This is a genomic window from Coleofasciculus sp. FACHB-1120 (genome assembly GCF_014698845.1).
Classification (GTDB): Bacteria; Cyanobacteriota; Cyanobacteriia; order Cyanobacteriales; family FACHB-T130; genus FACHB-T130.
Map to the genome: position 1 here is coordinate 340,038 of NZ_JACJTV010000001.1, position 23,165 is coordinate 363,202.

At 46.8% G+C, this 23,165-nt stretch carries 18 protein-coding genes; 9 read left to right on the forward strand and 9 right to left on the reverse strand.

What is annotated here, in order from left to right; all coding sequences use genetic code 11:
* Positions 1–6 precede the first annotated feature (6 nt).
* The 4 genes from H6H02_RS01455 to H6H02_RS01470 all read right to left on the reverse strand — a co-directional run bounded on the left by H6H02_RS01455 (position 7) and on the right by H6H02_RS01470 (position 2,667).
* Positions 7–231 (reverse strand): hypothetical protein, encoded by a 225-nt coding sequence (locus H6H02_RS01455; protein ID WP_190813922.1) that lies wholly within the window; start codon positions 229–231, stop codon positions 7–9.
* A gap of 167 nt (positions 232–398) precedes the next feature.
* On the reverse strand, positions 399–2,072 hold the full coding sequence (locus H6H02_RS01460; protein ID WP_190813924.1) for a sodium:solute symporter family protein: 1,674 nt from the start codon (positions 2,070–2,072) through the stop codon (positions 399–401).
* Between the two features lie 8 nt (positions 2,073–2,080).
* Positions 2,081–2,335, reverse strand: a complete 255-nt coding sequence (locus H6H02_RS01465) for a DUF4212 domain-containing protein (protein WP_190813925.1) — start codon at positions 2,333–2,335, stop codon at positions 2,081–2,083.
* Positions 2,336–2,385: 50 nt separating this feature from the next.
* Entirely contained in the window at positions 2,386–2,667 is a 282-nt protein-coding gene (locus H6H02_RS01470; protein ID WP_190813927.1) for a hypothetical protein, read from the reverse strand.
* A gap of 64 nt (positions 2,668–2,731) precedes the next feature.
* Between H6H02_RS01470 and H6H02_RS01475 the strand changes: the two genes are divergently transcribed.
* Positions 2,732–4,810 (forward strand): PAS domain-containing sensor histidine kinase, encoded by a 2,079-nt coding sequence (locus tag H6H02_RS01475; protein ID WP_190813929.1) that lies wholly within the window; start codon positions 2,732–2,734, stop codon positions 4,808–4,810.
* Between the two features lie 62 nt (positions 4,811–4,872).
* Here the strand turns inward: H6H02_RS01475 and H6H02_RS01480 are convergent, their stop codons facing one another.
* Positions 4,873–5,307 (reverse strand): DUF2358 domain-containing protein, encoded by a 435-nt coding sequence (locus tag H6H02_RS01480; protein ID WP_190814221.1) that lies wholly within the window; start codon positions 5,305–5,307, stop codon positions 4,873–4,875.
* 457 nt (positions 5,308–5,764) lie between these two features.
* On the opposite strand from H6H02_RS01480, the gene H6H02_RS01485 reads away from it, so the two are divergent.
* From H6H02_RS01485 to lysS, 6 genes are all read left to right on the forward strand, one after another.
* The gene (locus tag H6H02_RS01485; RefSeq protein WP_190814223.1) at positions 5,765–7,672 is read left to right on the forward strand and encodes a PAS domain S-box protein; all 1,908 of its coding nucleotides are present in this window, start codon (positions 5,765–5,767) and stop codon (positions 7,670–7,672) included.
* Positions 7,673–8,025: 353 nt separating this feature from the next.
* On the forward strand, positions 8,026–11,340 hold the full coding sequence (locus H6H02_RS01490; RefSeq protein WP_190813932.1) for an EAL domain-containing protein: 3,315 nt from the start codon (positions 8,026–8,028) through the stop codon (positions 11,338–11,340).
* 222 nt (positions 11,341–11,562) lie between these two features.
* Positions 11,563–12,183 carry a cytochrome b N-terminal domain-containing protein gene (locus tag H6H02_RS01495; protein ID WP_190813934.1) on the forward strand — a complete coding sequence of 207 codons (621 nt, stop codon included), beginning with the start codon at positions 11,563–11,565 and terminating at the stop codon, positions 12,181–12,183.
* A 36-nt stretch (positions 12,184–12,219) separates the two neighbouring features.
* The gene (locus H6H02_RS01500) at positions 12,220–13,701 is read left to right on the forward strand and encodes an FAD-dependent monooxygenase (RefSeq protein ID WP_190813936.1); all 1,482 of its coding nucleotides are present in this window, start codon (positions 12,220–12,222) and stop codon (positions 13,699–13,701) included.
* A gap of 61 nt (positions 13,702–13,762) precedes the next feature.
* A complete protein-coding gene (locus H6H02_RS01505) occupies positions 13,763–14,635 on the forward strand; it encodes an alpha/beta hydrolase (RefSeq protein WP_190813938.1) in 873 nt (290 codons plus the stop codon).
* Between the two features lie 304 nt (positions 14,636–14,939).
* Complete coding sequence (lysS, locus tag H6H02_RS01510; protein WP_190813940.1) at positions 14,940–16,460, forward strand: lysine--tRNA ligase; 1,521 nt, start codon at positions 14,940–14,942, stop codon at positions 16,458–16,460.
* 132 nt (positions 16,461–16,592) lie between these two features.
* Here the strand turns inward: lysS and H6H02_RS01515 are convergent, their stop codons facing one another.
* A complete protein-coding gene (locus H6H02_RS01515; protein WP_190413462.1) occupies positions 16,593–17,195 on the reverse strand; it encodes a glyoxalase-like domain protein in 603 nt (200 codons plus the stop codon).
* Positions 17,196–17,707: 512 nt separating this feature from the next.
* Between H6H02_RS01515 and H6H02_RS01520 the strand changes: the two genes are divergently transcribed.
* Both H6H02_RS01520 and H6H02_RS01525 read left to right on the forward strand, forming a co-directional pair.
* Positions 17,708–18,382, forward strand: a complete 675-nt coding sequence (locus H6H02_RS01520; RefSeq protein WP_347342554.1) for a sigma-70 family RNA polymerase sigma factor — start codon at positions 17,708–17,710, stop codon at positions 18,380–18,382.
* A complete protein-coding gene (locus H6H02_RS01525; RefSeq protein WP_190813942.1) occupies positions 18,372–19,472 on the forward strand; it encodes a tetratricopeptide repeat protein in 1,101 nt (366 codons plus the stop codon). The genes H6H02_RS01520 and H6H02_RS01525 overlap by 11 nt, the downstream gene beginning before the upstream one ends.
* A 78-nt stretch (positions 19,473–19,550) precedes the next feature.
* Here the strand turns inward: H6H02_RS01525 and H6H02_RS01530 are convergent, their stop codons facing one another.
* The 3 genes from H6H02_RS01530 to H6H02_RS01540 form a co-directional block, all read right to left on the reverse strand.
* Positions 19,551–20,381 carry a hypothetical protein gene (locus H6H02_RS01530; RefSeq protein ID WP_190813944.1) on the reverse strand — a complete coding sequence of 277 codons (831 nt, stop codon included), beginning with the start codon at positions 20,379–20,381 and terminating at the stop codon, positions 19,551–19,553.
* Positions 20,382–20,538: 157 nt separating this feature from the next.
* On the reverse strand, positions 20,539–21,393 hold the full coding sequence (locus tag H6H02_RS01535) for a DUF2267 domain-containing protein (protein ID WP_190813946.1): 855 nt from the start codon (positions 21,391–21,393) through the stop codon (positions 20,539–20,541).
* Positions 21,394–21,673: 280 nt separating this feature from the next.
* Positions 21,674–23,152, reverse strand: a complete 1,479-nt coding sequence (locus tag H6H02_RS01540; RefSeq protein ID WP_190813948.1) for a HAMP domain-containing sensor histidine kinase — start codon at positions 23,150–23,152, stop codon at positions 21,674–21,676.
* Positions 23,153–23,165 lie beyond the last annotated feature (13 nt).

Below are 23,165 nucleotides of genomic sequence, written 5' to 3' on the forward strand. Positions count from 1 at the left end.
AGAGGGCTACTTGTTTAAAGCGGGGGCGCTAGAACGCATGTCTAAGACTAATTTTTCTCTTGTGATGCTAGCCATCAGACTCTCCCAACTCTGTTCACAAGAAAGCAAACAGAAAATCGCCAGTGTATCGCCAGCAACATGAATTGGCATACGTTGGTAAACCTGTAGGACGATCGCGATCGCATCTATATCGGTAGTAGCGTCGGTAAGGGCGTAGGTGGCGACTCTCAAAAAACTACTTCACCCGCCTATAAAAAAGGGGCGATTAAGGAATCACCCCTACTTGTGTGTTGATTTATACCATTTTGTTGTAGATTTGCCGCTTGTGCAAATTTTGAAATTCTGTTGCGGCATTGGTTTGGTCGTCCAAACTTCCAAATCTAAAATCCACACGGGGATTAATGGCTTGATGAAACGATTGGTTCCCCACCTGGCGTGCGTAACTCTTCAACCATCTCCTGTATCTCTAGGGGCGGTGGCGGAGTTAGACGCGAGACAACCCAGGTGACAACAAAGTTGATCGCCATGCCCAAGGTGCCAATTCCCTCAGCAGAAACGCCGAAAAACCAGGGTGGCATCCCATAAAATTTGACACCCGCAATGTATGAAATGGTAAAGATAAGCCCAGTTAACATTCCCGCGATCGCGCCTTCTCGATTTGTCCGCTTGTCGAAGATGCCTAAAATGATCACCGGGAAAAAACTTGCCGCCGCTAAACCAAAAGCAAAAGCTACTACCTGCGCCACAAAACCAGGAGGATTGATGCCGAAGTATCCGGCAATTGCGATCGCAAACCCGACCATAATTCGACCCACCATTACCCGTAGCGATTCTGACGCACCGGGATTAATGATGCGGTAGTAGATATCGTGAGCAACCGCACTGGAGATTACCAAAAGCAAGCCGGATGCCGTAGATAGCGCCGCCGCTAATCCTCCCGTCGCCACCAAGCCGATCACCCAAGGAGCAAGTTTTGCCACCTCCGGTGTTGAGAGAACGATAATATCCGGATCGATGCCGATCTCGCTGGTGGCTTTATCGGGCGTTAGCTGAATCCGCCCATCCCCGTTCTTATCTTCAAAGGTAAGCAGCTTGGTATTTTCCCACTTGTTCACCCAGTCGAGTTGATGAATTTCCTGAATCGTCTTGTTGTGCAAACTGTCGATCAGGTTATAACGGGCAAACGTTGCAAGTGCAGGAGCGCTCGTGTAGAGTATGGCGATGAATAGCAGCGCCCAACCCGCTGAGTAACGTGCCGCCCGGACATCGGGAACTGTGTAAAAGCGCACGATGACATGAGGCAGTCCCGCCGTTCCCACCATCAAAGCAATGGTAGTAAACAAAACATCCAGCATCGACTTGTTGACAAACGGTTTGGTGTATTCCTGAAAACCGAGGTCAACCTGGATTTGGTTTAATTTAGGGACGATATCGCTAAAAGGGAACGCCAGTTGGGGGATCGGGTTGCCGGTGAGCAGCATGGCGAGCGCGATCGCGGGAATCAAGTAGGCAATAATCAATACGCCGTACTGTGCCACCTGAGTCCAGGTAATCCCCTTCATTCCCCCCAAAACGGAGAAAAAGCCGACAATCACCATTCCAATAATCACGCCAGTGCTTACATCTACTTGCAGGAAGCGGCTGAACACAATTCCCACACCCCGCATCTGTCCCGCGACGTAGGTCATGGAAACAAAAATCGCCGCCACGACTGCCACTAAACGGGCGACATTAGAGTAATAGCGATCGCCGACAAAGTCCGGCACCGTATATTTACCGAACTTCCGCAAATAGGGAGCCAGCAACAACGCTAGCAGAACATAGCCACCCGTCCAACCCATCAGATAGATCGAGCCGTCGTAACCCAAGAAGGAAATCAGCCCTGCCATTGAGATAAACGACGCCGCTGACATCCAATCTGCTGCTGTTGCTGCACCGTTGGCGATGGGTGGAACTCCACGCCCAGCCACGAAAAAGCCTGCGCTTTCTTTAACGCGCGACTGCCAACCGATGTAGAGGTACCCAATGAAAGAAAGACTAACCAATAAAATAGTCCAGACTTCAACTGACATTTTTTCCCTCACTCATCGATATCGTATTTGCGATCGAGCTTATCCATCTGCACGGCATAGATGAAAATCAGCGCTACAAAGACAAAAATAGAACCCTGCTGTGCCATCCAGAAGCCGAGGGGAACGCTACCAAAACGCACCGCATTCAATGGCTCAACTAACAGAATGCTAAAGACGAGAGATACTAGCGCCCACACAATCAAAAGATTCCGAATTAAAGCAGTATTGGCTCGCCAGTAAGCCTGACGTTTATCTTGATGCATAGATTTTTGCTGTTGCCAGAATCTCAAATGAGAATAACTTGATTAGATTATCAGGAGTAGAAGCGATCGCGCTCTTTCGATCCAGCCATCCAGCAGCGAAACATCTCGTAAAAATAAACGTAAAATCCCGGAGGGATATAACCTCGGTTCCTACAAAATGCGGGTTTTTGAAGATTAACACTCACCTGCTCAGCGTATACCGCAACGCTCTGGCTGCTTAAAGTTAGGAAGTAGCAGAAAATCTGCGATCGCTTCCGAGTAAATACATAAATTGCTGTTTTAAAAACAAAATGCAAAATTTTGTAAGAATTGGGACGAATACTCTGCATCATTAGTCGGAAGCAATGGGAATACTAATAACAGATAACCGGGGAGTTAATCTCTAAGAGGGCTACTGTGAACAATCCCAAGCATCCAAACGAACCAACTGAGCCGCTGGCTAAAGCAGAGTCCGAACTCAATACATTTTTTAACCTGTCCCTCGATCTCTTATGCATTTGCGGGCAAGATAAGTACTTCCAGAAACTCAACCCCGCCTGGGAGAGAGTTTTAGGCTGGACGCTGGAAGAATTGATGTCGCGCCCTTGGATAGAGTTTGTTCATCTAGAGGATATGGATGCAACGCTAACAGCATCCACACAATCTGCTGAGAATGCGATCGTCCATTTTGAAAATCGCTATCTCTGCCAGGATGGTAGCTATCGATGGCTGTCTTGGAGAACGTTACCGCATCAAAATGGATGCTTCTATGCAGTTGCCAAAGATATCACCGAGCATAAAACCGTTGAGTTAGAACTACAACAACTCACCGCCCAAGTTAAGCAACAATCCACAAACCTCGACCAAATTCTCTCAGCTTCTCCAGATCGGATTTATCTGATCGATAGAGCGGGAAAATATGCCGATACTAGCCTTGCAGGTGCCCAAGCACTGGGGTTCCAGCGTAGCGATATGGTAGGGAAGACAGGGCAAGAACTCGGCTTGCAACCGGAAAATATGGGGTCAATTGAAGCGCACCATCAGACAGTATTTTCTACCGGGCAACCGATGACTGGCGAAGCTTGCCTTCCCACCACCGAGGGTTTCAAGCACTACGAGTACATTATCACCCCGATCCAAAATCCAGATGCCAGTGTGGATGCAATCCTTAGCACTGTCAGAGATATTACGAGTCAAAAGTGGGCAGCCGCCGCCCTAAAAGAAGCCAACGAAGAACTAGAAAAGAGAGTAGAAGAGCGTACAGCAGAATTACAACAGGTAAACGAACAACTTCGGGATGAAATTAGCCAAAGCCTGCGACACGCAGTGCTAGGCCAGCGTGCAGAAGCAGCACGGCGCGAGAGCGAAGAAAGATTCCGCCGAGTTTTTGATGATGCTCCTATCGGTATCACCTTAGTCAGAAAACCTGACTGTCAGTTTTTCATGGTAAATCGAGCCTTTTGTGAAATTTTGGGTTACACGGAGTCAGAGCTGATTGCCCTTAATCTTTTTGAAATTAACCATCCCGAAGATTTGGAAACGGAAACGCCTTATCTCAAGCAAGTCATTCAGGGAGACATAGACAGCTATCAGCTTGAGAAGCGTTATATCAAGAAAAACCAAGAAATTTGCTGGGTGAAGTTAACAGCAACGGTAATCCGGAATGAAATTGGAGAAGTCCTCTATGAATTAGGCATGGTTGAGGATATCACCGAGCGGAAACGAGCTGATGCCGAAATTCGGAATGCGATGGAAAAAGAACGGGAACTCTGCGAACTGCGTTCTCGCTTTGTTACCACCGTATCCCACGAATTTCGCACCCCGTTGAGCATCATCATTTTGTCTGCCAGATTGCTAGAACGTTTCCCACATCAAGCAACTGAAGAGAAAAAACGCGAGTATTTTGCTCGCATTCAAGCAGCTGCCAAAAATATGACCCATCTATTAGATGATGTGTTGTTTATTGGTAAAGCAGAAGCCAAGAAGCTCGCATTTAATCCAGCACCTTTAGATTTAGAAAAATTCTGCCGCGGCCTCGTGGAAGATATCCAAGTGACAATTAGCAAGCAACACGCGATCGCTTTCGCTTGTCAAGGTCAGACTACCCATTTTTGCATGGATGAAAAGTTGCTTCGGCAAATTTTTACGAATTTACTTTCAAATGCCATTAAGTATTCCCCGAAAGGCGGCAATATTCGATTCGACTTAGTTTGCGAACAAGGAACAGCACTTTTCCTCATCCGAGATCAAGGAATCGGTATTCCTCCCGAAGCCAGAACACGATTATTTGAATCTTTTCATCGAGCTGATAATGTGGGGACAATTCAGGGTACTGGATTAGGACTTTCTATCGTTAAAAATTGTGTGGACTTACACGGTGGAAAAATTGCAGTAAACAGTGAAATTGGAGTGGGAACGACCTTTGCAGTTACGCTTTATTCAAGTAATTGTGGGTCTAAAGTAGAGGCTATTAATTCTCTGGTTCAAGCTTCATAAATCCTGGAAATCATTTTGCTAAAAATATTTTCTAACATCAAGGCATTTATCTAAATTTGAGCTTAGATATTTCCTCCCTTTTTTAGGAACTGCCTCAAAATCTCGCTGGGTTTCCGATCCCATGTATCGATGTGATTGTAAATTAAACCGTCTTTATTAAGTTTATAAGTAGAGTAACCATTAAAAAATAGGCGAGGTTTCCAGGGAAGGCGCAAAACACCGCGCACAGTCCAATTCGCCCTAATCGTATCTTCATCTGTCTGCGCCACATCATGAAGATCGAAAAATATCTCTGTAAAAAATAGCTGCGCGTGAAATCGCAACGTCCAAAAGATAATCCGATAGTTGAATTTGCATTTAAATTTATTCACTGGATCTTCAAAGTAGATATCCTGCGTATAAATGTCGTAGGAAATATCTCTTTCAAAAAGCATGGGTAGATCATTTTTAAGCGTTTCCACCACTTGTTCTACTTGTAATTGATATTCCACCCGCATTCTCTCCTCAACCAGCGGCACAGTGATGATTTTAGCGGCTTTTTAACTTCTTTTTTTGCAGAAAACCGGATTCTATACCATCTGCGATTTTACATCGATTTTCATCGATTGTTTCTTGTCTATGGATGCGATCGCTTACAAAGTAATAAAAGATCCGAAATTCTACAGTAGACGGTATCTCCAGCTAATGCTGTGTCAGGGGGTTAGCGACAAAGATTTCTAGTCAAAAGTCTTCTGCCTAAAAATAAACTGATAGTTGCTGTCTAGATGACCTGCTAGCCATCCGTAATTTCTCTGAAATCTGTCGATTAACACATAAATAGTCAAAGTCGATTGTTTGCACAAATTGTAAGCAAATTGTTACCTTATTCATGAAAATCAACAAATATATGAAATATTCCAAGATAAGATACAAATTGAATATTAAATGTAAAAACTATTACAGCCATAAATCTTGATGCTAAAATTTGTGCAAAATTTTTTGTCAAAAGATTTTATTCCCCACGGGCATTGTTACCTGTGGAAGCCTGGATTAGTGTGGCTGCACATTACATCTGATATTTTGATCGCAGTCGCTTATTATTCGATTCCAATCATGCTGGTATATTTTGTCTCCAAAAGGCGAGATATGCCCTTTTACGGGATATTCCTGTTGTTTGGAACATTCATTGTTGCGTGCGGTACGACGCATCTAGCAGAGGTGGTGACGCTGTGGCATCCGTATTATTGGCTATCAGGATTCTTGAAAGCTTTTACGGCTGGGGTTTCTGTGTATACAGCGTTGGTACTAATGCCCTTGATTCCTCAAGCACTTGCATTTCCTAGTCCAGCGCTATTAGAAATTGCCAACAATACACTAGAAAAGGAAGTTGCCGAGCGCCAAGCCACTGAAGAAAAACTACGAAAACTCACATTAGAGTTAGAAAGACGAGTTGAAGAAAGGACTGCGGCGCTACAATCTGCCAACATCTTGTTACAACAGGAAATTGTCGAACGCCAGCAGACAGAAGCGGCGTTACGGGAAAGCGAGGCGCAATATCGTCGCATTGTTGAAACCACGACTGAGGGAATCTGGGTTCTCGACACCGCAGGTAATACATCTTTTGCGAACAATCAGATGGCCCAAATGCTAGGCTATACCGTCCCTGAGATGCTAGGTCAGACTTTATTTGCATTCATGGATGAGGAAGCTCAGGCGATCGCGATCGCTCACATGGAACGTCGCCGCCAAGGAATTAAAGAACAGCACGACTTTAAATTCAGCCGTAAAGATGGCGCTAACTTGTGGGCGATTGTTGCGACCAATCCTATCTTCGATCAATCAGGGCAATACATCGGTGTCTTAGGAATGATTACCGACATTACCGAACGTAAAACCGCCGAGGAAGCCTTACGACAATCAGAAGCGCAATTGAGACAACAAACAAACCAGCTAGAACAAGCTTTTCGAGAACTTCAACAAACCCAAGCAAAGCTCGTTCAGAGCGAAAAAATGTCCAGTTTGGGGCAGTTAGTCGCTGGAATTGCTCACGAAATTAATAACCCAGTTAACTTCATCTACGGCAATCTCACCCACACCAACGACTATACTCAGGAACTGCTCAATCTCCTCTCCCTCTACGAGAAACACTATCCTAATCCGGTTCCTGAAATTCAAGCCCTTCTAGAGATGAGCGATTTCCAATTTATGAAGAACGACCTCCCAAAGCTGCTGGCATCGATCAAGGTGGGGGCAGAACGCATCCGTCAAATTGTATTGTCGCTGCGAAACTTCTCTCGACTGGATGAAGCGGAAATGAAAAGCGTTGATATTCATGAGGGAATTGAAAACACTTTGCTGATTTTGCAGCATCGCTTGAAGCAAGTTGGAGGCACTTCAGGCGTTCAGCTGCTTAAAGAGTATGGCGAGTTGCCACAAATCGAGTGCTATCCAGGTCAGCTCAACCAAGTATTTATGAATATTCTCACTAATGCAATTGATGCCCTTGAAGAGGCAATTGGGAATGGGTCATGGGTCATGAATGATGAGAAACAAAGGACTCATGAACAATTACCGACTATTCGGATTCGCACTCAAATGCTAAACAGTAATCAGCTCGCAATATACATTGCAGATAACGGTTCTGGCATCAGCAAAGAGGTACAGCAACGAGTGTTCGATCCGTTCTTCACCACAAAAAGCATCGGCAAAGGCACAGGGTTGGGCTTATCAATCAGTTATCAGATTGTGGAAAAACACGGTGGTCAATTAAAATGTATTTCTTCAGCCGGACTCGGGGCAGAGTTTGCAATCGAAATTCCTATCCATCAGACCCGTCGGCAGCCTACTTTAGTGAAGGAATCTACCCTGTTTTTGGCTCCTTAAAAAAATTGATGAATTGAGAAAATAGCCGGTAACGATCTCCTGGAAGCTAGAAAATACAGTATTTACAGAATTGATAAATTTTATAGCTTATCCAGATATAAAAAAATAAATAATGACTATTGTTTTGTTAGTTAAAGCTCTAATTTAGTTGGGTCTATAAATAATCTTTCTAACCCTGTATAAAGAACTATTTACTATGTCTGCAAACTAATAATATTAAAAATTTATTAAGGTGATTTGTGACCAAAAAAGTAAATTTTTGTGACTTAGATCCCTAAAGAATCAATATAAATTAAGGTAAAAGTAAAATTACCCATATAAATATAGCTAGCCTAGATGCGGAAAAACAGAATATGGTAAATCTGAACCGGATAGGTATATTTGAAGCTATATCTCAAAGAATAACTAAAGCTGGTGCCAGAAAAAATGTCGCTAGCATCCAATCTGGAGAAGTACCTTGGGTGAAAGCGCCTATGCCTAGCCATGAAGCAGCAAGGCTAAAAGCCCTCCAGCAGTATGAGATTCTTGATACTGCTCCCGAACAGGCTTTCGACGATCTAGTCTCTGTGGCGGCACATATTTGCGGAACACCAATTGCGCTGATTAGCCTCGTCGATCAGCATCGGCAGTGGTTCAAGTCGAAAATCGGTGTGGAAGTATCAGAAACACCGCGAGATATTGCCTTTTGCTCCCATGCGATTCTGCAAACCGATCTGTTTGTCGTCTCAGATGCAACAGCCGACGAACGGTTTGCAACGAACCCTCTAGTCACGACTGACCCTAATATCCGCTTTTATGCAGGTGCGCCTCTAATTACACCTGCGGGTTATGCCTTAGGAACGCTGTGCACGATTGACTTTGTGCCGCGTCAACTCACGCCTGAGCAGCAAGAAGCCCTTTTAGCACTGGGTCGTCAGGTCGTCGCGCAACTTGAACTCAGACGTAATTTAGTCAATATGCAACAAGCGATCGCTGAGCGCTTGCAAGCAGAAAGCCTCTTAGGTAGTCAGAAGTGTGTACTGGAAATGATTGCCAGAGGAGACGGTCTTACTAGTGTCCTCAACGTTATATGTTGCAATATTGAGAAGCATTCTAGTAATATGCTCTGTTCAATTCTTTTGGTGGATGAGAACAGAAAAAATCTGCGCTACGGTGCCGCGCCTAGCCTTCCTGAAAGCTATAATCGTGCTCTTGATGGAATACCAATTGCACCGAGTGTTGGCTCTTGCGGGACAGCTGCCTATTGGAAGGAACCCGTAATTGTCTCAGATATTGCCATCGATCCGTTATGGAAAGATTACCGCGAGTTAGCGTTGAGCAACGAATTGCGAGCTTGTTGGTCTACACCGATTTTGAATTCGGATGGCAAGGTGTTGGGTACTTTTGCCATGTACGACTCCCAGCCCTGCACCCCTAATTCTTATGATTACCAACTAGTTGAAATAGCAACAAACTTGGCAGGAATTGCCATCGAGCGCCTACAGACAGAAACCGCACTTCAGAAAGCACACGAAGAGCTAGAATTCCGGGTTTGGGAACGAACGCAAGAGCTACAAAAGGCGAATCAGACATTGCAAGCCGAAATCGAGGAGCGCCAGCAAGCAGAAGCAGCGCGGCGGATTTCCGAGGAAAGGTTCTTTAAAGCCTTCCGTTCCAGTCCGGATGCAATCACGATCAGTACGGTGGCAGAGGGACGCCTTGTCGAGGTCAACGATACTTTGCTCTACATTACTGGTTATACCCGCGAAGAACTCATCGGTCGCACCACAGTTGAGCTGAAGATTTGGCCAAATGTAGAAGAGCGCAATCGCATGAAGCAGATATTGCTGGAGGAAGGATCTGTTCGCAACATAGAATTTACCTTCCGCATCAAGTCAGGTGAGGCGCGGGTGGGATTGCTATCAGCAGAAATTATTGACTTTGACAATCAGCCGTGTCTTCTCGCTGTGAGCCGAGATATTAACGATCGCAAGCAGGCAGAAGAAGCGCTTAACGTACAACAAAAGTTTCTTCGCCATGTAATTGACGCCACCCCAAATTTGATTTTTGTCAAAGACTGGGATGGAAAATATACTCTGGTTAACAAAGCCTTAGCAAATATTTATGGAACAACTGTTGAAAATTTACTTGGCAAAACTGATGCTGATTTCAATCGGAATGCTGAGGAAGTAGAACAGTTTCTCCGTGATGACAGAGAAGTGATGACACTATCATCGGAAAAAATTATCTCTGAGGAAACCCTCACCGACTCTACAGGGAAGGTGCGATGGTTTCAAACAACTAAGAAGTCTCTAGTCTCGCCAGATGGAAAAGCCCAACAAGTGCTGGGTGTTTCCACAGATATTAGCGATCGCAAACGGGTAGAGGATCTATTAATCTACGATGCCTTTCACGATAAGCTGACAGGCTTAGCAAACCGTGCCTTGTTCATGGATCGACTCGGACATTTGGTTGAGCTAACGAAACGGCGTCAGGATTACTTGTTTGCTGTACTGTTTCTCGATCTCGATCGCTTTAAGGTGATCAATGACAGCCTTGGGCATACAATCGGAGATCAACTACTTGTCGAAATCGCTCGCAAGCTCCAGACGTGTCTGCGTCCTGGAGATACGGTTGCCCGTCTTGGGGGAGACGAGTTCACTATTCTTCTAGAAGATATTCAAGATGTGAGTGACGCCACCCGCGTTGCGAACCAAATTCAAAATGAACTCGCTTTACCTTTTAATCTAAACGGGCAGGAAGTCTTCACCAGTGCTAGTATTGGCATTGCCTTCAATACCACAGATTATCACCAGCCGGAAGACCTCTTACGCGATGCCGACATTGCCATGTATCGTGCTAAGGCATTGGGTAGAGCGCGTCATGAGGTCTTCGACATGACAATGCACACTCGCGCTGTGGCACTTTTGCAGTTAGTAACTGACTTGAGGCAGGCTGTTAATCGCCAAGAGTTTCTACTTCACTACCAGCCCATTGTGTCGCTCTCTACAGGTCAAATTACCGGATTTGAAGCCCTAGTGCGCTGGCAACATCCAGAACGCGGTTTGATTTCCCCAGCCGAGTTTATTCCAGTGGCAGAAGAAACGGGACTAATCGTTCCCATCGGTTGGTGGGTATTAAGGGAAGCTTGCCGTCAGATGCGTGTATGGCAAACACAACAATTAACAATCAGCGTAAATCTATCTAGCAAACAGTTTACGCAGCCTCATCTCGCTCCAGCAATCCATCAGATTTTAGAGGAAACAGGTTTAGATCCTGGCTGTTTGCGGTTAGAAATCACTGAAAGCGCCGTGATGGAGAATGCTGAATCTGCGATCGCGACCCTCTTAGAATTGAAAAAACTAGGCGTCCAGATATATATTGATGACTTCGGCACGGGTTATTCATCTTTAAGCTATCTGCACCGATTTCCGATTGATACGTTGAAAATTGACCGCTCTTTCGTCGGGAGAATGAGCAGTGATAGCGAGAATTGGGAGATTGTCCGTACCATTATCACACTGGCTCACAACTTGGGTTTGGATGTGATTGCAGAAGGAGTAGAAACGGCAGAGCAACTTGCTCAACTCAGAACTCTGCAATGCGAATATGGGCAAGGTTACTTTTTCTCCCGACCCCTGGATGTTGTCGCAGTGGAGACATTAATGGCAGCAGAGCGTCAGTGGTGAGGGAAATTGGCTGTTTTGTTCTGATAATGCGGATTTTCCTAATACCCATACAGAGAGAATAACGGAAGCATCCCCTGAACTGCGCTTTTCCGGCTCTTGGGGTAGGCGTTCTCTTTGCTGCTCGTTTTTCCCATAAATTTAATAATTCCTTGGGTTCAAATTAGAAAAAATAAATACAATAAGTATAAATACATATTCAACCGAAAAAGGTTGGAGTTAGCCATGAACAATGTGCAGTACGCTTTTGTACTTCGACGACTGGCTACTATTTTGGCTGTAGCGATTTTGTCTTTGAGCCTGACAGCAGCCGTCACCGGAATTCTTCTATCTTTCTACTACGAACCGACCGCAGGTGGAGCTTATAATTCCTTGAGGGAAATCAAATCAGAGATTCCCAATGGTTGGCTAATTCAGCGTCTCCATGAGATTGCTGGAAATGGATTAATTGGGACTTCTCTGATAGCGATCGTTGTGATGTTTCTCGGTGAAAAATTTCGCCGAAGCTGGCTGACCGCTTGGATAAGCGGAATTTTACTTACTTTGGTAGCGATCGCGCTTGGTTGGACTGCCATGCTTCTCGATTGGACACAGTTAGGGTACTGGCGTTTCACCATCGAATTAGGCACAGTAGAAGCCGTCCCTGGAATTGGTTCCCTACTCCGAGAAATCCTCACGGGGGGTGGAGCCATCAATACGGTAACAGTTGCCCATTTGTACACGTTGCATAGTTACATTCTTTCAATTGGGGCGCTGATTCTGGCAGTGATTCATCTCGGAGGACTATTGCTACAAGAAAAAGAAGAGAAGCAGACGCTGATAGAATCAGAAGCAAAATTCAGCTGACATACATCTAAATCACCCAAAAAAACTCAAACGTCTATGTCCGTCCCTCACCAACTGGCGGTTGGCAGCAATAGACAAGCCATTGTCATCGGTGGCAGTATGGCTGGGCTACTGGCAGCGCGAGTGCTTGCCGAACGCTTTGATCAAGTGACGATGATTGAACGCGATCGCATCCCAGACAAATCAGAGACGCGCCGAGGTGTACTCCAAGCCCACCAAGCTCACGTTCTGCTGTTGCGGGGTCAGCAGATTTTGGAGCAAATGTTTCCTGGATTGGCTGCTGAATTATCGGCTGCTGGCGCTACTGCTTTGGACTGGACGTTAGACTGTCCCATGCTAGATTTTGGCGGTTGGGCACCCCGCTTTTCCTCCGGACTGGTGACTCGTGCTTGTAGCCGGAACCTCTTGGAGTGGACGATTCGCCGCCGACTGGCTGCTTACAGCAATGTACGCTTTCTGGAAGAATGCCAAGCAACCGAGTTGTTGTCCGACACCAGCAAAACTAAGGTGACGGGCGTACAGGTGCAATTTCACAACCACGGGCAAAACACTAGCGCCGCAGATGTAGAGACGCAAAATTCCGCGTCTCTAGCAGCCGATCTGGTCGTGGATGCAACTGGACGGAATTCCAAAACCCCTGAGTGGTTAAAGGCATTAGGTTACACACCGCCTCAAGAGACAGTCATTAACTCATTTTTAGGCTACGCCAGCCGTTGGTATCAGCGCCCAGCTGATTTCCAAAGCGATTGGAAATCAATCGTGGTGTGGTCTAAACCTGGGGAAAACTCTCGCGGTGGGCTGCTTTATCCCTGTGAGGGTGACGCTTTTGTGATTACCCTGGCTGGTTTGGGTCGAGACTATCCACCCAGCGACGAAGCTGGCTTTTTGGAATTTGCCCGCAGCTTGCGATCGCCGATTCTCTACGAAGTCGTCAAACAAGCCCAACCGATTTCACCCATCTACTGTCATCGCGGCACAGAAAACTGCCTGCGCCACTACGAACAATCGAGATTGCCAGAAAACTTTGTCGTCTTAGGCGATGCCGTCTGTTCCTTCAATCCTATCTACGGTCAAGGTATGACCGCCGCGGCGATGGCTGCATTAACCCTGGAGGAGTGCTTGAAAGAGCAATTTCAGCGTCACTCTCAAGACGATTTAACGGGTTTAACGCGGCGTTTTCAAAAGCAACTGGCTAAAGTGAATCATATCCCTTGGCTGATGGCGACCGGCGAGGATTTCCGCTGGCCTACGACCGAGGGCGGTCAAGCCGATCTGAAGACCCGATTTATGCAACGGTATCTGGATCGTGTGAGGTTAATCACGGTTGAGAGTCCCGTAGCGTTCAAAGTTTTCATAGAAGTGCTGCATCTGCTGAAACCACCCACCGCCTTTTTTCAGCCTCGTATCTTAATGCAAGTGCTAAGGCAGGTAATCACTCGGCGTCAGCAAGATCAACCGAATGCTAATGAACTATCTCTTCCGAAGCTGCCGTCTTCTGCTGTTGATTCGTTAACCTGAAGAGTGTTCGCATCGGCGATGAATCGCCGATGCCATGACTACAACAGCAAAGGAGGTATCTATGTCTGTGCTAGAGGGTTCTTGGAAGCACGAATATATCACCAGCAACGGAATTAAGCTGCACTACGTCACCCAGGGAGAAGGCCCTTTGATGTTGATGCTGCATGGGTTCCCAGAATTTTGGTACTCCTGGCGGCATCTAATCCCCGAATTTGCTAAAGATTATAAAGTCGTCGCCCTTGACTTGCGCGGTTATAACGACAGCGATAAGCCAGCAGACCAATCGGCTTATGTGATGGATGAATTTATTAAAGATGTTGAAGGGGTAATTCAGGGGCTGGGATACTCTAGCTGCGTGCTGGTGGGTCATGACTGGGGGGGCGCGATCGCTTGGAATTTTGCCTACGCATTCCCCACGATGGTAGACAAGTTGATTGTCCTAAATCTGCCTCACCCTGCCAAATTTGCCGAAAATATGCGTAATCCTCAACAACTATTACGCAGTTCCTATATCTTCTTTTTTCAGCTACCGTGGCTACCAGAATTTCTCTTACAATCCTTCGATTACCAATCGATTGAAACGGCTATCACGGGTATGGCTGTTAATAAGAATGCCTTCACCAAAGCCGATCTGGATGCCTATAAACAAGCTGCTGCAAAACCCGGTGCCCTGACAGCCAGCCTGAACTATTATCGCAATCTTTTTCAGCAGAGAATGCTCAGTCAAGATTGGAGTATTCTCCAGGTTCCTACGCTAATGATTTGGGGAGAGCAAGATACTGCACTTGGTAAAGAACTGACTTACGGAACTGAAGCGTATGTCAAAGACTTTACGATTAAATACATTCCCGACTCTAGTCATTGGGTGCAGCAAGAGAAACCGCAACTGGTCACTCAATATATGCGAGAGTTCCTTTCAGCTACCAACAGCTAATCGATTGCTGATTCTGCAACTTTTTAAATTAGCTCACTTTGCTGCTGAGATTAACTTTCAAGGTGCCAATCAAGAGGCTGAAGCTGCTTTTTAAATTCTAAGCAGCTCCAGCCTTAAAGCGACAGATTGCCAATCTATCAACAATATTACCTTAGTCTCATCTAATAGCGATCGCGCTTTCCTGGCGATGTGGGGAAAATGCGATCGCGCTCCTCCATCCTCCACCGCAAAAACCAGACACAATAGTTAACATACTGACAAAAGAGCATTTACAATCAAAGACTGCCCCTAAAAGTTCCTTACCATGTCCTCAGATGATATCCGCGCCACGCGGTTAGAGAAAGTCGAACAGCTAAAGCAACTGGGAATGAATCCCTACGCTTACCAGTGGGAATCCAGCCACCATGCGGCGCAATTGCAGGAAAAATACGCAGATTTGCCCAGCGGTGAAGAAGTTGAGGTAGAAGTCGCCATTGCTGGACGCATTATGGCGCGTCGCGTCTTCGGCAAACTTGCCTTCTTTACCTTGCAAGACGAAACTGGCTCGATTCAGCTGTATCTGGAGAAGAAAAGAATCGATGAAGGGATGGCAGATGTCCCGGATGCCTTTAAACACCTAAAGGATCTAACGGATGCCGGGGACATTTTGGGAGCCAAGGGGACAGTTAAACGCACGGAAAAGGGTGAGCTATCGGTTTACGTGAAACAGTACGCGATTCTCACCAAGTCGCTGCTGCCTTTACCGGATAAGTGGCATGGATTGACGGATGTCGCCAAGCGCTACCGTCAGCGTTACGTGGATTTGATTGTCAATCCGGAAGTGCGAGAAACTTTCCGACGCCGCGCTCTGATTACCGCCGGAATTCGCCGCTATTTGGATAAACTTGGGTTTATTGAAATTGAAACGCCGGTGTTACAAGGAGAAGCTGGTGGTGCGGATGCGCGTCCCTTCGTCACCTATCACAACACGCTGGATATGGAGTTGTATCTGCGGATTGCAACAGAACTCCATCTGAAGCGGTTGATTGTCGGCGGATTTGAGAAGGTTTTTGAATTGGGGCGGATTTTCCGGAATGAGGGGATTTCTACGCGCCACAATCCCGAATTCACCACGATTGAGGTTTATCAAGCCTACGCCGACTATCAGGACATGATGGCGCTGACGGAGGGAATTATTACCACTGTGGCGCAAAAGGTGCTGGGGACGCTGGAAATTACTTATCAAGGCGAACCGATTAACTTAACACCGCCTTGGCGTCGCGTGACCATGCACGACTTAGTCAAGGAGCAAACTGGCTTAGATTTTGCCGCTTTCCCAACGCTGGAAGCTGCGATCGCAGCAGCAAGTGAGGCAGGGATCGGAGGCGCACAAGAATGCAAATCGATTGGCAAAATTCTTAACGAAGCCTTTGAGCAAAAATGCGAACCGAATCTGATTCAGCCGACGTTTGTGCTGGATTATCCGGTGGAAATTTCTCCCCTGGCGAAGCCGCACCGCTCGAAACCGGGGTTGGTAGAGCGATTTGAGTTATTTATCGTCGGACGGGAGACGGCGAATAGTTTCTCAGAATTAACCGATCCTATCGATCAGCGGCAACGACTGGAAGCGCAAGCGGCGCGGAAGGCAGCGGGAGATTTGGAAGCGCAAGGCGTGGATGAAGATTTCCTGACAGCGCTGGAGTATGGAATGCCGCCGACAGGTGGTTTAGGGATTGGGATTGACCGCTTAGTGATGCTGCTAACTGATTGTGCCAGCATTCGGGATGCGATCGCTTTCCCCCTCCTCAAACCCGAAAAATCCGACGCTCCCCCAGAATCAACCTAACCCCAGCCCCTTCCCGATGACGAAAGGGGAGAATTAAAAAGAACCAAACAACCCAAAAATTTCTCTCTAACCCTCTCTTAGTAGGGGAGAGTTAGGGAGAAATAGGGAGAGGTTAAGGAAAGGTCAATATCGCTAATTCGACACTTCTGCCATTTCAATCACGCGACCATCCAAATCTTTTACCAAGAAATTCAATGGTTTGTCCCGACGAATTTTGTGCTTGACGCCCCGCATTTGCACCCGCATCAGCACCATTTCTAAACAATCGTGGTCAAAACAAACGTGCCGTTGCTGGTTTTTCTTCCCCAAACTGGCTCCAGAAATTACGTGCAGTTGGGTGTTCTTCTTGAGCTGATACCATAAACCTTCCGTACCATTCAGCTTTTGGGTAGCGGTGCTTCCTCCCAACGTGGGTGAGAGATAAAGCGGATCGATGGCGGTAGCTCCCAATGTTTGCTCATAGTTGTAATAGTAGTGCAACGGCACTTCTGCAACTGGCAAATCTAGCAAGCCTTCATAGAACTGTCGCGCTGTGTCTAAATCGGACACCATGACGGTATGGACTTTTGGGGCGCTGGTGAGAAACATCCACATAGCACCGGCGTAGGCTGCCAAGAGCATCACCATGATGCCTTGAGTAGACAAGAGACCATCTAGAGGTAATTCAGGGAAAAAAGCACCTAAATGAACGAGCTGAGGCAGAAGAGAAATCGTATCAATTGCTGCTAGAACCATGAACCTACAAGGCTTGAAGAACTCTATTGAAAACTAAACTTACGGTTGCACATAACACTTTGACTCTAAACGAGTCAAGAGTGCTATTTAATTCTATCAAGCTTAAACGAGTCTCTAAAATACTCCGCAAGTCGGCCGAAGTTGAATCAAACTAGCGCTACAAGTTATCCAGCTCGATATTGAGATAAGCGATGGTGGCTATAGGAATCCCATTTGAGTAGTAAATTAGCGGTTTAGACACTCGATTTCTCTAAAGTCGGCGGTGTTGTCTTCACGAAATGAGAAGGATAATCAGAAGGATACAAGTTTGTTGAGCGCGAACCGACAGGTCGGCGCTTTGCGATCGCAACGGAATCTATCGCAACGAAGCGATCAAATTAGCTAAAAAAATAAAGTGCGATTGGCACTCTTGTCACCGACTAAAAAGACAAGTATCATTTCCATTCGTCAAAACACTAGATATATTAGGGATCGTTCCTGGATAGAATGACTCCAGTAAGTGATTCAAAATCGTGCAAATTCCTCATTTCCCTGAAAGCAATCATCCGATTGTCAAATCGCTGTTTCATTACAGCGATCAGGAATTACTGACTTTGTTTCAGCGCCATCCGGAGCAGGGGCGCTTCTTCATAGCGCTTTTCAGTCGCTATAGTCCGATTGTTTATACCCTGATTCAGCATTTGGCGCGATCGCCTGTACAAGCAGACTACCTCTTCGCCCTCACCTGGCGGCACATCTACTTCGAGCTAGGCGGACTGGATTTGCGCGATGTTAGCGGGACTGGGATGCTAACTTTCCAGAACTGGCTGATTAACATTACCGCTGTATGTATCAACCAGGCAGAATTGCCACCCGTGGAGTCAATTCATTACAACCTACAAGCGGCTTCCCCGCCCCTGTGGTGTTATGTCGAGCAAGCGCTGGAGCGATTCCCGCCGATGCTGCGATTGATGGTGCTGATGGCGCAGACCTTCAACTGGAGTCATACGCGGATTGCCGCTTATCTCCAAGCAGAGGGAGAAACAATTTCTCCCGCACAGGTTCAAGTTAAGCTCCAGGAAGGGTATCAACTGTTAGAAGCTTCTTTACCAGAGGATATTCGCACAATTTATCTGGTAGGAGGAGCTAAACAATCGAGCAAAGCTGAGAAGCAAGAGGCAAGTGGAGCGATTAGCTATGAGTTATGAGGAGCGAGTCTTGTTTTTCGCAGCATTCGCCAAACCAGGCAAAAATCGGGCACAAAAAAACAGTGCTAATAAATTGAGACTTTTTTCTGTTTCTTTTATCTTTTTACTGTTTACTTTTTACTTGCCGAGCGGTGCCAAAGCCGTTAGTATTGACCAACAACTCAATATCCCCTTGAACAATGGCACCCAAGGATATGCGAGGGAAGATGCTGACCGACTGCTGCGATTGGGCGCACAGGAGGAACTGAGAGGGAACCTGGCGAAAGCAATTCCCTACTGGATACAAGCACTGGATATTTATCAACAACTAGGCGATAGGCAGGCAATCGGTCTTACCTATGATTATCTAGGTCTTACTTACGCCCGGTTGGGACGCTACTTTGAGGCGGAAGATGCCCTGCGACGCCGTTTGGCGGTTGCCCGCGACCAACCAGACTTCCAGGGGCAGATTTATGGCTTAAATAACGTCGGCACCGTTTTGCTGCAACGAGGTGCCGTGCAGGCGGCTTCAGTAAGCTTTTCTGAGGCACTCAGAATTGCCCAAAGTATCAGCAGCCAAGCTGGAGAAGGACTGTCGCTGAGTAATCTGGGTTTGGCGGCGGCGAATAGCGGCGATTATTTGCAAGCGATTAAACGTTACGAAGAAGCCTTGATTTTTCGGCGTCGCGGGAAAGACCCGCTGGGCGAGGCGAATACAGTGAATAATTTGGGAGATGCTTATCTGGCACTCAATCAATATCGGGATGCCCAGATTTCCTACCGTGGGGCGCTGAGATTGGGGCGGCAAACACGCGATCGCTCAACTCAATACCGAGCCATTGATGGTCTGGTAGTCATCTACAGCAAGCTTAGGCAGTATCAGGAGGGTTTTGAACTGCTCGATCGCCGCTTAACCTTGGCTCAGGAATCGCAAAACTTGCGGCAAGAACTAGAATCGCTCCGATTATTTGCTCAACTTTATCAGGTGAGCGGCAACCCTGTAACGGCGCGGACTTTCTACCAACGAGCGATTACTTTGGCGCGTACCCTTGGGGATGAGCAGGAAGAAGCACTTTTGCTCAACAATTTGGCTCAAATTCGGATTAGATAAAGCGTTGGAATCAAAATACCAGTGTAGGGATGCAAAGCTTTGCATCCCTACACTCTGGGTTAGGAAAGATTGAAACGGTTAGTTCAGCAAGACATTCCCGTTTTCCTGAATGGTCATGGCATTTTTATCAACACTGAGATCCGTTGTTTCTTCCAAAACCACCTCTAACATTCCCTGTTCGCTTGATGTTTGGGGAACGACTCTCAGCAATGCACCATTCGGACGTTGGAAGGTCAGATTTACAGGGGTTTTCAAGCCTTGGAGCGTAATATTATCTCTACCCGGTAGTCTTCGCTGATTGGTATCGCCCAGCACCTGGTAAGTAATGGGATCGCCGGTTTGGTTGATCAGCCTGACATTCACCATCCCGTTCATGGGTATCACGCTAGAAGCGGGAGATTGTAGCTGTTCCGGGGCTGGTGCTTGAATCACAGCACCCGGTTGTGTCGGCGGTGCCGTCTCAGCGCCCGGTCTTGGCGGTGCTGGGGATGTTGTCTCAGTTGCGGAACCTGGCTGGAGTGGCGGAGCGGCTGGGCAACCTGCGGGAGGACGAATGCCCGCTTGAATGTATCTAGATTCGTAGAAAATGCTAGGACAAGGATTTAGCGGCGAAGCACCCTGAGCGTTATTCTGCAATTGGTTGACATTGCTAGGAGTGGAGTTATTTTGCATCATGCCCTCTCCACTTGCAGGTGGTTGCATCATGCCCTCTCCACTTGCCGGTGGTTGCATCATGCGATCGCCACTGGCGGGTGGTTGCATCAGGCGATCGCGAGTATCGCGCGGTTGGTCGATCTCCCCTGGAGCCGAGTTCATCTGAGCCAGCGCTGGTAAGCCAAAGAGCAAACTCCCACAAATCGCGCCTGCTAACGCTAGTGTTTTTTTGATTGGCTGATGTTTGTGAATCATGATTGATTCTCCTTTAATTCAGTTTTTTTAAAAGCGTTTATACTGCCCGACTTCAGTAATTTGATACTCGTCGGGCAGCAAAAGAAGATTAAATTTTAGTCAACAAAAGGCAAAAGCAAAGAATTTGCTCTTTTAATTTTTGCCTTTTTCAAAAAGCTTAGGCTTGCTCCCAGAGTTCTCTAATTTTGTCGGGTAAGAAGCCAGCAATTTCCTGAACCCGTTCTTCGGACAATTCATCTTTTGTCGCTGAGAACACAGCCTTGATTGCCATTTCTGGTTCTACCCCTTGCGGCAAACCTGCTTCTTGGCGAATCCGGAATAGAAAAGTATCAGCCTTAATGATCAGGGGAGGACGAATCCGGCTAAGGAAATGGACAATTGGATTGGTATCCTGCCACAAGTCAGCAATTTCGTTTTGCAGCGCCTTATCTTCTGTCGGTTCTACTGGTTCATGCAGTTCAGAAGTCACCCGATCGGCGGCTTCATTCGTCATCATATCCCGCATGGTACGGAACACAACCTCACTGATATCTCTAGCATCAAAGATATCTTCCAGTTCGCCCCTGAACATCACTTTCTCTAGGAAGGGCATATCTTTTGTGGCAATGGGAACCACAGGACCTTCCTTAAGGGCTGCTGGCGGGTTTTCCTCCATTTTTTCCAACAGGCGTTGCCCTTTTTCCGTCAGTCTGGCACTTTTAAATTTAATTAGATGAGGTGCTAAACCATCAGAGGGATCGTAGGAATTGGCAATGCGGAAGTCGAACTCTTTTGGATTAACGAGATTCGTGGTATCTTCCTGATTGGCGTAGGCATTGCCAGTAAATTCAGCATCGATATACTGCTTTTGATTTAAATAATCTAGATGCCCCATCAGGTCGGTTTCTGTGACTTGTCTACCAGCGAAGTCTGCTGCCGTGAAGGCTACTTCATGCTTACCCGGCTGGTTGTCACCTTCGTGGATTTTTTTGAGTAAAATGTAGGCAACATCTTCTCTTAAGGGTATTGTCATCAGAATCTCCTTATATTTTGAATGTCGAATTTAGTAAACGCGGCGCTTTACCCTAAACTTTCCATAAGAAAGCGCTCGTATATAACGAGTAGAGAAATTGAAACTCAAAGAGAGTTTCAAAACCACTTTTGGGTCTAAATTTGGCTAAATTGCCTTAGCCGCTATTCAAGAAATTAGTAGGTCAAGCTTGATCCCTGCATCTGCCAGGGGAAGCATTTCTAAAGTAGAGTCTTCGGAAGGATGCACGAAGAGGGATGAAAGATGAATAGATTTGTCCTGCCTAATATTCTTCTGTGTCTGCCGGTAAAGTGACGGTAACGGTTGTACCTTGATGGAGAATGCTTTCAATCTGGATATGACCTTGGTGAGTTTCAATAATTGCCTGCGCGATCGCTAACCCTAATCCAGATCCCGTTACCGTTGTATTTCCCGCGATATGAGTTCTGGCTGGATCGACTCGATAGAATCGGTCGAAAATGTGGGGCAGTGCCGACTCTGGAATGCCGATGCCAGTATCGCTGACTCTGACTTGCAGATGGGGCATCCCGTGGCGTTTCGTCGGGAGACGATTCATGGCATCGACCCATTGCAATTTCACATCAACTTTACCCCCCGCTGGGGTGTATTGCAGGGCGTTACTGACCAAATTGGTGAATAGACGCGCTAGCTGATCCCAGTCACCTTCAATAGCAAAGACATCCTCTTCAAATTTGGGATTTTGAATTTGGGAAGGGAGATATTCTTCCTCAATCATGCCCATATTTAAAATCGGCAATCCAAAATCGAGAGATAGCTTGATGCCTTTCTCAGAAGCGACTAGCTGTTGTTCTTCAATCACTTCCATCAACAAGGCATCAAGGTGAACTTGAACCCAAGTGCGTTGTTTCATGCCACTATCCTGCCGCGCCAGAAATAGCAGATCGTCCACTAAACGCCCTAAACGTCTGGTGAGCCGTTCTACAACCTTCATCTGTTGTCGGTAATGGATAGGTGCCGCTCCAGATGCCTCTAGTAGGTCGGGATCGTCCAGCGCCACCTGCACATTCGTTTGAATCATCGCAATCGGGTTCCGCAGTTCGTGGGAGGCGTCAGCGGTGAATTGTTTAAGCCGTTGGTAAGACTCTCTCACGGGTTCCATTGCCAACCCAGAAAGCCACCAGCCGCTAGTCGCCACAGAAATCAACATAAATCCGGTGCCAAAAATCAAATCGACCATCAACAAGCGAGTCGGTTTGGCAACCTCAAACCAGGGATGGCTCACGCGCAGATATCCCAGCACCTGACGCCCCATTTGCACTCGTTGTGTCACCTGTCGCAAAAGCAGCTTGGAGTCCTTCGTTGCTTCCCTGGTCGGAGACCAAAATTCCGAGTCTAAAATCCCTTGCCAGGAAGCCCGAACGACCGGCACGGTTTCACCAGTGCGGTTGAGATGAATGGGAATATCTAAAGGTTCCGAGAGAGTTGACCAGAGTAATTCTCCTGTAGGGCTAAACCACTCTAGGTCGATGTGGTCGTCTTCAGCGGCTTCTGCATTGTTGCGAAAACTTGCTTCAACGTTGACGGAGGAATTGCCATTCGGGGCGGTTTCAATCACGAGCGATCGCTGCACCACTTCCACTACATGATTGAGGGTGTCATCCACGCGCTCAATCAGCGTGTTGCGGACATACAAATAGACCCCAGTGGCAAATAGCAGTAACAGTACCGCTGTGACAGCCGTATACCAAATAGCCAGACGCCGACGAGTGGCTTGAAACATAAATTAACTCAAT